This window comes from Paenibacillus sp. MDV22-iso6 (genome assembly GCF_058408365.1).
Window position 1 is genome coordinate 246,240 of sequence record NZ_JBZVDZ010000008.1, and the last position, 14,670, is coordinate 260,909.

13 protein-coding genes and 1 pseudogene are annotated in these 14,670 nt (G+C 48.8%); 5 read left to right on the forward strand and 9 right to left on the reverse strand.

What is annotated here, in order from left to right:
- The first annotated feature begins 63 nt into the window (after positions 1-63).
- The 3 genes and pseudogenes from AC4PM4_RS22835 to AC4PM4_RS22845 all read left to right on the forward strand — a co-directional run bounded on the left by AC4PM4_RS22835 (position 64) and on the right by AC4PM4_RS22845 (position 1,355).
- Positions 64-789, forward strand: a complete 726-nt coding sequence (locus AC4PM4_RS22835) for an MBL fold metallo-hydrolase (RefSeq protein ID WP_491614699.1) — start codon at positions 64-66, stop codon at positions 787-789.
- Positions 786-914 (forward strand): annotated as a pseudogene (locus AC4PM4_RS22840) (TetR family transcriptional regulator); the annotation flags it as partial. The gene AC4PM4_RS22835 and the pseudogene AC4PM4_RS22840, both read left to right, overlap by 4 nt.
- 51 nt (positions 915-965) lie before the next feature.
- Positions 966-1,355: a TetR-like C-terminal domain-containing protein gene (locus AC4PM4_RS22845; protein WP_240321495.1), complete on the forward strand. Its 390-nt coding sequence runs from the start codon at positions 966-968 to the stop codon at positions 1,353-1,355.
- 98 nt (positions 1,356-1,453) lie between these two features.
- Here the strand turns inward: AC4PM4_RS22845 and AC4PM4_RS22850 are convergent, their stop codons facing one another.
- A complete protein-coding gene (locus AC4PM4_RS22850) occupies positions 1,454-2,584 on the reverse strand; it encodes a hypothetical protein (protein ID WP_491614642.1) in 1,131 nt (376 codons plus the stop codon).
- A 461-nt stretch (positions 2,585-3,045) separates the two neighbouring features.
- On the opposite strand from AC4PM4_RS22850, the gene AC4PM4_RS22855 reads away from it, so the two are divergent.
- Positions 3,046-3,531 (forward strand): CcdC family protein, encoded by a 486-nt coding sequence (locus AC4PM4_RS22855; protein WP_176854693.1) that lies wholly within the window; start codon positions 3,046-3,048, stop codon positions 3,529-3,531.
- A gap of 102 nt (positions 3,532-3,633) precedes the next feature.
- Here AC4PM4_RS22855 and AC4PM4_RS22860 read toward each other — a convergent pair whose 3' ends face one another.
- The 4 genes from AC4PM4_RS22860 to AC4PM4_RS22875 all read right to left on the reverse strand — a co-directional run bounded on the left by AC4PM4_RS22860 (position 3,634) and on the right by AC4PM4_RS22875 (position 7,681).
- Positions 3,634-4,647: an NADP-dependent oxidoreductase gene (locus AC4PM4_RS22860; protein ID WP_491614643.1), complete on the reverse strand. Its 1,014-nt coding sequence runs from the start codon at positions 4,645-4,647 to the stop codon at positions 3,634-3,636.
- 174 nt (positions 4,648-4,821) lie between these two features.
- Complete coding sequence (gene map / locus AC4PM4_RS22865) at positions 4,822-5,568, reverse strand: type I methionyl aminopeptidase (RefSeq protein WP_491614644.1); 747 nt, start codon at positions 5,566-5,568, stop codon at positions 4,822-4,824.
- 503 nt (positions 5,569-6,071) lie between these two features.
- The gene (locus AC4PM4_RS22870) at positions 6,072-6,914 is read right to left on the reverse strand and encodes a serine/threonine protein kinase (protein ID WP_491614645.1); all 843 of its coding nucleotides are present in this window, start codon (positions 6,912-6,914) and stop codon (positions 6,072-6,074) included.
- A gap of 113 nt (positions 6,915-7,027) precedes the next feature.
- Positions 7,028-7,681 carry a MerR family transcriptional regulator gene (locus AC4PM4_RS22875; RefSeq protein ID WP_079695818.1) on the reverse strand — a complete coding sequence of 218 codons (654 nt, stop codon included), beginning with the start codon at positions 7,679-7,681 and terminating at the stop codon, positions 7,028-7,030.
- A 501-nt stretch (positions 7,682-8,182) separates the two neighbouring features.
- Between AC4PM4_RS22875 and AC4PM4_RS22880 the strand changes: the two genes are divergently transcribed.
- Positions 8,183-9,136, forward strand: a complete 954-nt coding sequence (locus AC4PM4_RS22880) for an L-lactate dehydrogenase (protein ID WP_491614646.1) — start codon at positions 8,183-8,185, stop codon at positions 9,134-9,136.
- A 132-nt stretch (positions 9,137-9,268) separates the two neighbouring features.
- Here the strand turns inward: AC4PM4_RS22880 and AC4PM4_RS22885 are convergent, their stop codons facing one another.
- The 4 genes from AC4PM4_RS22885 to AC4PM4_RS22900 all read right to left on the reverse strand — a co-directional run bounded on the left by AC4PM4_RS22885 (position 9,269) and on the right by AC4PM4_RS22900 (position 14,623).
- Positions 9,269-11,983, reverse strand: coding sequence for a PAS domain-containing hybrid sensor histidine kinase/response regulator (locus tag AC4PM4_RS22885; protein ID WP_274569362.1), 2,715 nt, complete (start codon positions 11,981-11,983; stop codon positions 9,269-9,271).
- 276 nt (positions 11,984-12,259) lie between these two features.
- Positions 12,260-12,994: an ABC transporter permease gene (locus tag AC4PM4_RS22890; protein ID WP_491614647.1), complete on the reverse strand. Its 735-nt coding sequence runs from the start codon at positions 12,992-12,994 to the stop codon at positions 12,260-12,262.
- Between the two features lies 1 nt (position 12,995).
- Positions 12,996-13,712 (reverse strand): ABC transporter permease, encoded by a 717-nt coding sequence (locus AC4PM4_RS22895; protein WP_269053801.1) that lies wholly within the window; start codon positions 13,710-13,712, stop codon positions 12,996-12,998.
- Positions 13,709-14,623, reverse strand: a complete 915-nt coding sequence (locus AC4PM4_RS22900) for an ABC transporter ATP-binding protein (protein ID WP_064642624.1) — start codon at positions 14,621-14,623, stop codon at positions 13,709-13,711. The genes AC4PM4_RS22895 and AC4PM4_RS22900 overlap by 4 nt, the downstream gene beginning before the upstream one ends.
- Positions 14,624-14,670: the final 47 nt, after the last annotated feature.

The following is a 14,670-nucleotide window of genomic DNA, read 5'->3' on the forward strand; positions in this document are numbered from 1 at the left end:
ATTGCAAAAACTAATGACATTAGTTATATTACTAACAACATTAGTTTTAAGGAGGATTCAATGATGCGAATTACACGTGAGCATGATGTTGTCCAAGTTTCATTCCTTCCACGCCTCTTCCCTGTGAACGTATATCTTGTTGAAGAAAAAGAGGGGTTTACCCTTATTGATGCCGGAATGCCATTCAGTCTCAAGGGGATTTTGGCTACTGCACAATCCTTGGGCAAACCGATTATCAGAATTATTCTGACTCACGCCCATGGTGACCATGTTGGTGCACTGGATGGTCTTAAGGAGGCGCTGCCTGAAGCCGAGGTCTGCATCTCAAGAAGAGATGCCCCACTGCTTGGCGGAGACGCCTCCCTGCTTCCCGGCGAGCCACAGACTCCGATACGCGGCAGTGTTCCCAAAGCGATCCGCACCCGGCCGGATCGCTTGCTCGATGACGGCGACCGGATCGGATCCCTGGTCGCCATTGCTACCCCAGGCCATACGCCGGGCCATATGGCCTTCATGGATACGCGCAGCCGCGTGCTCATCGCTGGCGACGCGTATCAGCTGCACGGCGGCCTCGCCGTATCCGGCCGCCTGCGCCCGCTCTTTCCGTTCCCCGCGCTGGCGACGTGGAACCGTGAACTTGCTCTTGCCAGCGCCAAGCGCCTGGCTGAGCTGGAGCCGTCCGTGCTCGCTGTAGGGCACGGACGAATGCTGCGTCAGCCCGCCGCGGCCATGCGCGCAGCTACAGCAGACGCAGAGCAGCGGCTGCGCCCTGCCGGGGGGCAACTTTGAGCCCCCGCCAAGGGCTGGATCGCGGCGCTCTATTAAGCGCCGCCACCCAGCTTGCCGACAGTGACGGATTCCATTCGCTAACACTGGCCGCTCTGGCCCAGCGGCTGGATGTGCGCTCCCCGTCGCTTTACAACCACATCAACGGTCTTCCCGGGCTTCGCCAGGAAATGGCGTTGATGTCCGCACAGCAGCTCAGGCTTGCATTAACTGAGGCTTCTGTCGGCCGTTCGGGTGACGAAGCCATTCAGGAGGTCGCTGCTGCATATATCGGCTTCGTCCGCAAGCATCCAGGGCTGTACGAAGCCTTTTTCCATGCCCCGGACCGTCAGGAACCGCAGCTCGTTGTGGAGAGTACAGCTGCCCTAGATCTGCTGCTCCGCCTGTTGCAGCCCTATACGCTAAGTGAAGCGGAAACGCTCCATGCCGTTCGCGGTTTACGCAGTCTTTGCCACGGCTTCGCCTCCATGGGTGAGAAGGGTGGCTTCGGTATGAACTTTGACCCGGATGAGAGCCTGCAACTGTCCGTGGCCGCTTTCCTGAATGGGTTGCAACATCTTCATTCATAAAACCTGATATATCTTGATGGAAAATGGAGGAGGGCTGCAGATGATCTGCAGCCTCTCCTTATGTATCCTACCGTCCCGCTACCAAAGGAACGGCTTTTCTATTGCCAGGGTGCTTGCCCTGTCTGGACTTCCTGCAAAATCTTCTTCATCACGGGTACATATACTTTCCAGTAAAACCGATCCGGGACGCCCTTTTGATCCGGTGTGAGCTTCGTTTTTACCACATCCCATCCCTTGATACGGCGCCAGAACGAATAATGCTCCAGCTCTCCGAATGATCCTGCCATATAATACGTCCGATTATAGCCCTCATACCGGATAAGAGCAGCGAATTCCGCCGGAATACCTGCGTCCATCAGTTTCAGCTGACCACTCTCCGTTAGATCCGTCTTATACCAAGCCAGTACAGTAGTCTGTTGTTCAGGCACAATGATGTCAAACCATTCGCTGTAATAGATATCCCGGGTAATTCCACTCCATTTCCCACCTTCCTGTGTAAAGGAGAGCTTTATGTCACCGGTCTTTACATCACGGCCTTGCTTCAGTACAATCACACGTCCATCCTCATGAATCAGTACAATACCTGCTCCATGATAGGGCCACTCTTTTTTCTCCCTAAGCTCATAGTTCATTCGTACCTTCTGTGGCACTTCATCCAAGCTCTGCAGATCCGATACCGATCTCCCCTGCCATCCGCTGCTTTTCATGCCCAGAATCGGATACAATTGCTCTCTTGTCATGTTCGAAACAGCATTCGACAAGGCGCTAAACTCAGCGACAATCGTTACGCCTTTGGTTGCAGCTTCACGAATTTTGTGCGCATCATATATCGTAAGACCTTCATAAGCTTTGCCTTGTATACGTTCATTCGTATCTGTAGATGAAATATGATGATTCGCCGTCAGATAGATCAGGTCCGTGTCGGTCACCTCATCCGGCAATTTCCGTTCAATCCGGGAGATCCCGTTCTGTATATCATATCCGTAGTAGTCTTCTTCATACGTATAATGTTCCCCTGTCTGTTGGACAATCTTCTGCTGATTCAGAATCCAGACTAGTCCCTTATGCCCCACATAGGACAAGTCCGGTTTACTTTTGTCGACAATCATGATGTTAAGCTGTGTCGGTGCCTGTGATTGCCACAAAATCCAGGGGATAACCAGAACCACTGATACCACGGTCAGGCAAGCCAAAGTCCATACCGTGAGTGGCCTGTGATTTCTATTCATGAAGCGTATTCCTCCTTGCTCTGTTCCAAGGTATTCCTATGATCGGCATATTACTCCTTTCCGTTCTTACTGTCCTTCCTCCTGTAGCCCATCCACCCATAGATTGGATCGGGAATGTATATAATACGTCCACGCTCTTTCATCTGTTTCATATGTTTGTGCACTCGCATGACAAGCTCTATATGACCCACTTGGTTATCTGTCTTGTAATCACCGATTTTTATGACCCTAAATGTTCGTTCATTTCCTGAATTCCCCTTATTCGAATAAACCGCCTCACAGTGGGTACAATAATACAAATTTTTCAAATGAATCCTGCATATACAATCCGGGTAAATGATACACTAAGCATTCTATCGGCTTTCTTCGTTTGTGATATAATAGAAACAGAAAATTCCGGTAATTCGCATCATGTTCCGGATGTCCGGATAACATATTATTCCAGAAAGAGGGAGTTTTACGTGGCTCAAATCAGTCCGTCTTACCTTCAGATCGGTGCAACTCTGGGTATGCTCGTCATGGCCCTGCTTGCCATTTTTATTCGAATGAAAGCCAGCCACCGTCCGGTAACCATTCGCAAAATACTTATTCCCCCACTGGGAATGAGCACGGGTTTTCTCATGTTTGTTGTACCCCAGACACATGTCCCGCTTCTATGGGCACTTATCGCACTGTTGGTGGGCTGGTTTATATTCTCTTACCCCCTCATACGCAGTACTCGCTTTGAACGAGTTAATGAAGAAATTTTCGCCACACGTTCACGAAGCTTCGCGTTCATTCTGCTTGGATTGCTGGCAATACGTCTAATCCTGCACGAAGTCATTCAGCGTTATGTGAGCATTCCTCAAACGGGTGGGTTGTTCTTCCTTCTGGCCTTCGGTATGATCGTACGCTGGCGGGTATATATGTACAAGCACTATAAGGAAGTTGTTGCTGCCGAATCTTAGCATCATCGCAACTTCCTAACAACTAAAAAGACACGTTCTGTGCACTTCACCGTGCGGAACGTGTCTTTTCCTGTTCTGGCATATATTCAAGGGATTCTATATCTATTCAGGGTCCGCAACCTTGACAAGCTGTTTGCCCAGGTTATCTCCAGAGAAGAGGCCTATAAATGCTTCCGGTGTCTGGTCAAAACCTTCCACAATGTTTTCTTCAAACTGTAAGTGGCCTTCCTTGATCCATTTTGCTAGTTTGGCACGGCCTTCCTTAAAGGACTTGGCATAATCACCCACCAGGAAACCTTTCATCAACGCTGTATTCGTTAATAGTAACGTCTGCGGGCGCATGCCGATATCCGGCTTCTCCAGATTATATGACGAAATCTGTCCACAGAGTGGAATACGTGCATTCCGATTAATATGGCTTAGTACCGCATCGGAGATTTCACCGCCAACATTGTCGAAATAAACGTCTACGCCAGCCGGGCAAGCCCGTTCAATGGCAGCAGACATATCCTCTTCGTGCTTATAGTTCAACACCACATCGAATCCCAGTTTTTCTTTCAGGTAAGCACATTTCTCGTCAGAACCTGCAATCCCGACTACACGCGCACCTACAATCTTGGCGATCTGGCCCGCAATCATACCTACCGCTCCGGCTGCTCCCGATACGACCACCGTTTCGCCGTCCTTCGGCTTACCGATATCTTCCATGCCAAAATAAGCAGTCAAACCGGTCATGCCCAGCGCACCCAGGTAAGCCGTAATTGGAGCTTCTTCTGTATCAATCAAGGAAATATCTCCCGTATTTACGGCTGCATACTGCTGCCAGCCCCACATGCCGGATACCAAATCCCCTTTGCGCAGATTGGGTTCCGAAGACTCCACCACCTGCCCAATCGTTCCGCCCTTGATCACTTCATTCAACGCATAGGGGGGGGCATAGGATTTTGTATCTTTCATGCGGCCCCGCATGTATGGATCTACAGACAAATATAGCGTACGTACCAGGACTTGTCCTGCTTCCGGTTCAGGAAGGGGTGCATCAATGAATTTAAAGTCTTCTCTGGATGGGGCACCTTCGGGACGAGACGCAAGTACGATCTGTTTATTTTCAGACACCAAAATGACCTCCTTCTTGCCAGTGGACAGGGGATAACCCTCTGTCAGCTGATATCATTCACCACCGGCTCTATGTGTATCGCCTCTAAATAGTTTAAACCGAAACAGGCGGATCACAAACGTGGGCCGCCTTGAAATATGCAAATATCATCACATTGGAGACATTGAGCGTAATTATTGAGCAGTCAGAATGACAGGACCATCTGCTGTAATGGCAATCGTATGCTCATATTGGGCAGACAGACTTCCATCCTGAGTACGTGCTGTCCAACCATCCGAGTCCAGCTTGCTACGGTACGTACCAATGTTCAGCATCGGCTCAATGGTAATAACCATGCCTTCCTTGAGACGTGGACCACGGTGTGGTGGGCCGTAGTGAGGCACCTGTGGTTCCTCATGCATTTTCTCGCCGATCCCATGACCGATAAATTCACGGACAACCGATAGACCTTCACCTTCTGCATACGTCTGAATCGCATTGGAGATATCACCGATCCGGTTGCCGATCACAGCCAGTTCAATCCCTTTGTAGAGAGATGTTTTGGTAACGTCCAATAGATGTTGTGCTTCTGGAGTCACCTGACCCACCGCATACGACCACGCCGAATCGGCCAGCCAGCCGTTCAGATTCACGACCATATCAATCGTAACGATGTCTCCATCCTGCAGTACATATTTTCCCGGGAATCCATGACAGATCACATCATTAACCGACGCACATGTCGCATATTGGTACCCGTTGTATCCCTTTTGTTCCGGCGTAGCGCCATTTTTCTTCATAAAAGCTTCTGCAAACTGATCAATTTCCTGTGTCGTAATCCCTGGACGGATCATTCCTGCGATTTCTCTATGGCATGCGGCAAGAATTTCTCCGGCCTTCTTCATAAGTTCGATTTGTTCATTGGTCTTCAACGTAATCATTACAACTACTCCTGTCCGTTAAAATCTCATCCTGTCTTCTATTGTAACGCGAAATGCTCAAAATAAAAAATTCCGTGTAATCCTCAACATTCTATTATACGCCTAGCCCCTGTCCAATGAATATAATCCCCCTTAAAAAATCCGAAACCCACTCCAACAGAGCCCCGTATATGCTTAAAACGGTTGAAGACGAAAGGATGAACTTTCATGTTCAAAAAGATTATCGGCAAACTCCTCGATTCTAAATCTTCATCTCATCGTAGGCGTAACAGCTCATCGGATAGACGCTCATATAAACGTCACAGCAGTTCCTCAGGCAAGCGTGCCTATCAACGCTATTCATCTTCGGATGCGAAGCGTCGGGATAGCCGCCACGGCTCCGGTTATTATAAAAGCAGGAAATACAGCTCCAGCTAGACTGGCGCTAAATCATCGTATATGTATTAAAAGGGTTGTTCTGCCAGCCGTCTTCACGGTTAGCAAAACAACCCTTATTTATTTCTTCATCGCAACTTTATCAGCACACGGTCAATATCCACCTGTAATTCCAGCGCTCCACCTTCATAGCCTGGACGAAGTCCAAGCAGTCGTTCCAGCATATCGTGAACTTCCGGCGTAAGCTTGAGTTCTTCCTGCCAGCTAGCCGGTTTGCGGCCCTTATCTGGCTCGTAAGCGGAATACAGCATGAACAAAAGAAAATGACCGAGATCCTGCAAATCCTGGTCCGGCGCAGCCAGTTCATCTTCAGGCTCGGGCAATTCACGCATCCGGCGTTTTAGCTCAGGCAACAACGGCTCCCCCATGCGCCGCGCCAGGCCAAAATCAATCAAATGCACCTGCCCGTCACGTAAAATGACATTTGGAATACGGACATCCCCATGAATATATCCCTGCTCATGAACATGCACAATGGGAGCCAGCAGTTGTTTTACCAGCTCCAGACAATCCTGTTCCGTATATTTGCGGCCTTGCTCGAATATGCACTGTTCCAGTGTCTCCCCAAGGATATACTCGGTGACAATGTAACTGCGCGCCCGATATGTGAACACATCCAGCAACTTAGGGATGGCCGGATGATCCATCCGATTCATCACATCCGCCTCCCTGTCCAGCAACCGTACAGCGAGTCTACCCTTGCTGGGTTTCGATTCTTTTAACGCTACATCCTTACCAGTCTGTTCATCGGTACACAGGTATGTCAGTCCATAACTTCCCATACCAAGCAAGTCATATATCGTATAACACCCGGCGATCTTCGTACCTTTCCTCCGGGGACGATCAGTCCATAGGCCGAGTAGTCTTTGCCAGCTTCGTCGCAGCTCCACAGGTCCTCCCACGCCAGCCATCTGATCTCCTGTTTTCCGTTTAAGCAGAGCAGATCAGCAGCCAGTCTTGTTGTTGTATGGGCTCATTATACCAAGCTAGCTGTGTAAAATCACGACGAGCATGGACAGGGTTCTCAGGCTTCTTTGTGCTTTTTGGGCAGCAGCCCGAACAACATTCGAAGCGATGTTCCTTTGGGTTTGCGTTTTCTTCCCTGGAAGCTGCGTAGATTGGTGACCAGTTCACGGTCTCGCTCCTCTTCCAGCTTCTCATTCATCCATAGGCGCTGCTTCTCCATCTGCTCCTGGAGAGCAAGATGGGTATCCGCCAGATGCTGCAGCGTTAACTCTAGTTCGTCCACCCGATGCTGCAGCAGCTGGACCTGATCATCCTGCTGTCCGACAGCACCGTAAGTCACTTCACTCACCAGTTGTCCCAGACCTTCATAAGATCTCAATGCTCCAGTTAGTTCAGGTTCCTCAGGAAATATTGCAGGCATCACTGTTGCCGCACATTCTGCCACTGAGGCCTCCTCCATTACCATCACAGGCACGTCTGGAGTCAGTACGGTCACCACAGCATCTGCAAGTGGCAGGTTATGTTCCCTAAGTTCTGTCATCAGGCGTTCGATGCACTCGATATCGTCCGACTTGAACAATCTGGATTTGTTGGCGGAACGCTCGAATCGATACCCTTGTTCCTCAAGCGCTGCCGCATATTTACGAAGAGTACTGGCACCAATGCCCAGGCTCTTGGCCGTTTCCGTCGTTGCTCCTACTTCTTCAATCATTATTATTCCCTCCCGGAATGAAGTCTTTTTGAATATAAGGTAGTGGCTTCAGCGTTCCCTTTTGGAACTGTCATCGGATCGGGTCAACCTGTCTCATGGATCAAGTACGCATATTTCATTTGCTTGTCCGTATGTATTCGTCAGTCTCTTTGCAGATCCCTTTGACGCTTTTCTTCTGTTTCTGCGGATTCATAAGAGCTTTTGTCAGTTGCCTCATTCGTAAAAATAACCCTTCATCCGACAATGAGCATGAATGCTGTCATGTCGAAATTCGTTGGTGCAAACGCCGTCACTTTTTATGAGGATGAATTATTCATGTCAATTTTGTTAACTCCGTCACTCCAATACGCTCCCGCGACAGAGGAAATCATTGCTGCACAGCTTTTCCATGTGTTATCTTATGTAACGTAGAAGCAGCTATTAGCATAAAATAAAGGACTATACTTAACATATGTATTATTACGAACGGATAAATCAAATGTAAATGGGGGCTGAACAGCAGTGTTAGGCAAATCAGGTAAAGTAGCGGTGATCGGGGCGGGACTTGTCGGTTCAAGTTGTGCATATTCCATGATTAATCAATCGATATGCAGAGAAATTATGATGGTTGACCGGACGTATGACCGTGCGGTTGCACAGGCGCTGGATTTTTCCCATTGCATGGACTTCACACATAACCGCACGAAGGTATACGCTGGCACTTATGCAGATTGCGGCAGCATGGACGTCATAGTCCTGACTGCCGGAGCGAATCCGAAGCCAGGGCAGACTCGTCTGGATATTCTGGAGGAAGCGGAGTCCATTGCCAAAGATATCGTTGTTCCTATCATGAATAGCGGATTCCGGGGGATTTTTGTCGTCGCGGCCAATCCGGTTGACATAGTAACTTATATGGTATGGAAGCTGTCCGGTCTTCCGCGTGAACGAGTCATCGGTACAGGTACGTCTATTGATTCCTCCCGGCTCAAAACGCTGTTGTCAGAGGTCTTCTCCATCGATCCACGCAGCGTGCATGGATATGCTCTCGGGGAGCATGGGGAATCCCAGTTCGTGGCATGGTCCCATGTCACTATCGGAGGCAAACCGATTATGCACATTATGGAACAGCACAAGGAACGCTTCAAACATCTGGACCTGGAAGATATCGCCCGCAAAACGAAAGACGCCGGTTGGGAAATTTTCACTCGTAAAGGTTCTACGCAATTCGGAATCGGTAACGCACTCGCACATATTACCCGTTCGATTCTCAACGATGAACACAAGATCATTGCTGTCTCCGCAATCCTTGATGGAGAGTACGGACAGAGCAACGTCTGTGCAGGTGTTCCGGCCATTATTGGCGGGGATGGGATTCAGGATATTATCGAATTGAATTTGGATGCATCTGAACGTGAGAAATTCGAGCGTTCATGCGAAGTTTTGTCAGGCAATATTAATCGTCTTACCCTGGTTTGACCAGTTCAGCCATTTAAGGATGGTCCATAACAAAATAAACAGAAACACAAAAACGCCAATAACCTCCTGATACAGAAGCGTCATTGGCGTTTTTGTGTTGTTTGTCTTTATCCACCTTGGGAGTACGAGTCTTCAGCTTGGTGCAAGCTGCGGTTCATCTGTTGGCCCCCATTGCTGCAATACCCTTTTTAATTCACTCAGCATGATTGGTTTGCTGATGAAGTCACGCATCCCAATCTCCAAACAAGCTTCCTTGTCTTCACGTTTGGCATTTCCGGTTACCGCTATAATAGCTGGAATACGCTCCTGCGGAATTAATCGGTGTACAAGGTCTGTTGCTTTGAGTCCATCCATAACAGGCATCTGAAGATCCATCAGGACAATATCATAGGCATTTTGCGAAATGGCTTCAATCGCTTCAACGCCATTGGTGCATACATCTGCTTGGTATCCAAGCTTCTCTAGATACTCCGATAAAATCTTTCGGTTTACCGGGTGATCCTCGGCAACAAGAATACGTATTGCTACCTTATCCCCCTGGCGTGTCCGATCATGGCTGAATTGACGTGCAGATTGCTCTGCCTCTGCAGTCGCATCTACACTTGTGGCAGGCACAGCGAACCGGAAGGTTGATCCCTTTCCTTCTTCACTCTCCACACTGATACTGCCCCCCATAATCTCCACGAGTCGCTTCGAGATGACTAATCCAAGACCTGTCCCGCCATATTTGCGGTTAATGACAGGATGCAGTTGAGAGAACGACTGGAACAACTGATCCAGCTTATCTTCTGGAATACCGATCCCCGTATCCTTCACCGCAAAGTCCAGCACACTCGCTTCCGGTCGATTGCCACGAATAATATCTACCGTGACATCAATGCCCCCCTGATCCGTAAACTTCAAGGCATTGCTCACCAGATTGACGAGAATTTGCCGAATACGCATCGCATCGCCCACCATAAACTCAGGAATGTCGGGATTGAGACGATATCGGATCTTCAACTGCTTCTCTTCCGCTTTAGACGAAAAAAGTTCCGCAACCTGTTCCAACATGATGCGCAGCGAGAACGGTTCGTAGGCCAAAGCCATTTTCCCAGATTCCAATTTGCTGAAATCAAGGATGTCATTCAGGATATTTAACAGTGCATCACCGCTCTCACGGATGATCTCGGCGTATTCTCGCTGTTCCTCCGACAAATCCGTGCTGATTAGCAATTCAGTCATCCCCACGATTCCATTCATTGGTGTACGAATTTCATGACTGACCATGGACAGGAATTCCGACTTGGCCTGTGCCGCGAGTTCAGCGGTTTCCTTGGCGCGCACAATTTCGCGATCACCCGTCACATCATTGAACACTATAACGGCGCCACGAATCTGACCCTCATCGATAATTGGCGTAACCTGGTATTCCACCAGAAAGCTGGTTCCGTCTTTGCGCCAGAACACATCCTCCTTCACAGTGCGACGCTGCCCGTCCATCACCGTCATATGAATAGGGCATTCACTTTTTGGAAAATAGCTGCCGTCTGCACGTGAATGATGAATGATAGGATGCGAGCTTTTGCCGACAAACTCTTCCGCTTCGTAGCCGAACATGGAAGCAGCAGCCGGATTCATAAACCTGGTGATGCCATCTGCGTCCAGTCCATAGATGCCCTCTGTAACCGAGTTAAGAATCAGAGCATGCTGTTTGCTAAGCTCCTGGATCTGCTCTGTATAATCCTTACGCTCCGTAATATCAGACAAGATCCCATATACACCCACGAGTTCCTGATCCACAATGATGGGAACATTAATGATAGATACATCAACCTTCCGGCCACTGGAATTCACGATTCGGGTCTCATAATGTTGAGGCTTCCCCTGCTTCACCAGTTCGAAGTATGCCTGCCCGCCGTGCACTTCACATTTATCCAAATGCGAAAGAAAGGACTGCCCAATCAATTTGCTCCGAGGTACATCCAGCATTTTGACCAGATTGCGGTTCACTGCCGTATATTTGCCTTCGAGATTCAGCGAGTATACCGCTGCTGGATTATGTTCGAAGAGAGATTTGTAACGTTGACGACTCTCTCTAAGACGTCTTTCTGCATTTTTATGCTGGGTAATATCCCGGCTGACGCTGACGATCTGAGTATTCTTGCCCTCTTCTCCGGCCACCGGCTTTGCCAGCGTTTCCATCCAGATGTAGTGCCCCTTCTTATGAAGCACTCGCATCTTGCAGCCATTCCCACTCGACGACATCTCTAGAAGTTCAGGGTAATCCTCAGGATAACAGTAATCCTTCAGGAACTTTCCTGTTACCTCTTCCGGACGATATCCCAGCAACGAATAGACGGAAGGAGAGACATAAAGCAGCTTGCCGTCCATCGAACTCGTGGTAATGAGGTCCTGAGCATGGTCCGCCAACATCTGATATTTCTCCTGCGTTTCATGCAATTTACGTTCCACTTCCACGATCTCGGTTACATCCCTGGCAATACCGTATATCCCCACAATCTCTTCTTTCTCCGTTATGGGCACATAGGTAATCTTGGCCTGTTTCAGGGAACCGTCTCTATGATAAAACGTGATCGGCTTACTGACTGAATGGCCAGCCAGTACCTCACTAATGTATTCTCCTCGTAACTCCTCACTCTCAGGAGGGCAAATCCTATCTCGATTTAAGCTACGGAGTTCTTCAAATGTATACCCTGAAATCCTCTCAATCGAGGGATTGGCATCAATATAATTTCCATGGATGTCCATCACATATATGGCATCTGGGTGATTAAAAAACAAGGATTGGTAAGAACTTCCCTCAGAAATAATGCGCTTTAGGGTTTCCGTTTTATTAATATCCAAGGCTTACCCCTCTTTTCTTAGCCTATATCTTCATCTAACAACCAAAAAATATAATTTTCGGCGAAATGGGCCTACCCTCGAATAACCATGTAAGCCCTCCTAGAAACAGCTTTTTTTATTTTACCAGATTCCAGTTCGAATTTGCTTACAATCTCTTCACCAAAACCATGTAAAAGCGACAAAAAAATCCCCTTTAAGCGACATAGTCCGTCAATAACTGAGGTCTATGTTTGCTTAAAAGGAATTTATTACACAACTAATGAATAAATTCTACGATTAAATTTCTTTTTTTCTAAAATATAAAACTCCAATTAAAATAAAGAGAACTGCACTGCCCCCGACTACTGCAAGCATGGTCCCAAGTGGAACATTGTAAGCTCCAAATCCCCCACCTTCAAAAGGTGTCATTAGAATCATCGGTTGCGCCCAAGGGTAATATGGGCCAAATGTAGCCGAGTTCACGATCAGAATGTTCGGTACGGTCAACGCAAAATTCAATGCCAGCGGTGCGGCAAAGCTGCTCCATACCAAGGAAACGAACATTTGGAGAGCAGCCAGCGGCACACAAGCGAATAGCCCCAGCAGCAGCTTACCTGTAAGGAATCCCCATGGGATGGGGTCCGTGATGCCCTGGATCGTACCCGTCAGCAGGATGGCCCCCAACAACAGTAATTGTGTACCCGCCAGAAGCAAAATCACGATGGTCAGTTTGCCTGCATACACGCCCGTACGGGTAAGGGGCAGCACCAGCATTTGCTTCCAGCCTCCCCCCGCATGCTCGAATCGACAGACGAAAGACGTAAATACGCCGGTCAGGATGGGCAGTAACAACAAACCGTGCAGAAAGACCATTGAACCCATAAGCACATTCCATTGACCTGATGGTGTGGAGAGCAGCCCAATAAGCAGTGCGATTAACGGACTCAGCAGAATCAGAAGCCAGATAGGTGATTTGCCCATTTTGAGTCGCTCAGAGGACAGGATTCGGAAATAGGTTGTTGCAAAACTCATCTTAGGCCACATCCTTCCGGCTAAAGTGCATCATACCCAGCAACATGATTAGGAGCCCCGCCCCTACACCCAAACCGACATACACAAATGGTTTCGGGCTGATCCAAGCCATCTGTGCCCAAGCAAGCGGAAAGTACGGTGAGATACTGAGTGCGAACATCCCCATTACTGCGAGTACAATCCCAAGAGTGACGGGAAGAGCCTGATTTTTATTTACCATCGTCAGCCATAGCTCCAGCGATAACACCGGAAGTGCGCCAGCCAGTGGCAATAAACCCAACTTGATTGCATGTATCCAAGGGATCTCACCCGCGTCGAACCCAAGCAGCAGTCCCAGACCAATAGTTCCCGCGGTTAATAACAAACAGGAGATGATGAGCAGCATACAAGCGAGTAGAAATTTGGCCAGGTACACCGCAGGTCTTGTGATTGGCATCGCCAGCAATTGCTTCCATGATCCCTGCTCATGTTCAACATTTGCGATCATCGAACTGAGAATTGTCGCCCCCAGCATCAAGGCAAGTGGTACAAAAACAACCACATTATCCAGCAAACTCTCCCACAGATGACCCCCATACTGTTCTTTCAGATAGTCCAAACGAAGCCCAAAATTCAAAGCTTGCATCGCCGTCAGTCCAATGGGGGCCAAGAAAACGAGGAACCAGATACCTTTGCCACGAATTTTGAGCCAGTCGGACGATAACGCACGGCCCGTCATACCGTTGCCCCCTCACCGATGACCCGCATGAACAAGTCTTCCAGGGATTGACGGTGCTCTTCCACACGATAAACCGCATGGTCCTGCTCGACCAATCGGCGAACCAGCAATGCAATCGCGCTATTATCCATATACGGGAACGTGAGCGCGGCTCCTTCACGTTGACCGAACTGTCCCTGCTCTCTTGCCAGCTTCATCGCCTCTTCCGGCTCGGAAACGGTCAGTCGAATGGAGCTACCCGTCTGGCTATGCAGATTAGCAATCGTATCCTGAAGGACCATTTTCCCCTCACGGATAATGCCAACCCGGCTCGCCATCTGTTCCACTTCACTCAGCAAATGGCTGGACACCAGCACGGTGATGCCATGTTCCAGCGGCATGCGTTTGATTAATTCCCGGATCTCCTGAATGCCCGCCGGATCAAGACCGTTCGTCGGCTCGTCCAAAATCAGCAGCTCCGGCTGACCCAACAAGGCACTTGCAATCCCCAGACGCTGTTTCATTCCAAGCGAGTAACCTTTTACGGAACGTTTGGCATCCCGGGTCAGATCCACGATGGAAAGCACTTCGGCAATCCTCGATTTGGGTACATTTAATATCCGGCGCAAGGTTTCCAGATTCTCCACCGCGTTCAGATGACCATAGTATGAAGGATACTCAACCAATGACCCTACTCGTCGCAGAATGTCCATACGATCCTTGCGGATATCCTTGTCGAATATACGGATGACACCTTTGGTTGGCTTGATTAAGCCAAGAAGCATACGAATAGTTGTTGTTTTGCCAGCGCCGTTGGGACCAAGGAAGCCATAAATGTCTCCCTTTTTAATATGCAGATCAAGTTCACGGACCGCCGCACGGTCCCGGTATGTTTTCCATAAGTTAGCGGTTTGAATAATGTTATCAGTCACTGTTTAATCACCTCGGATATCATCGTAACCTTCCAAGGTTAAAGCTG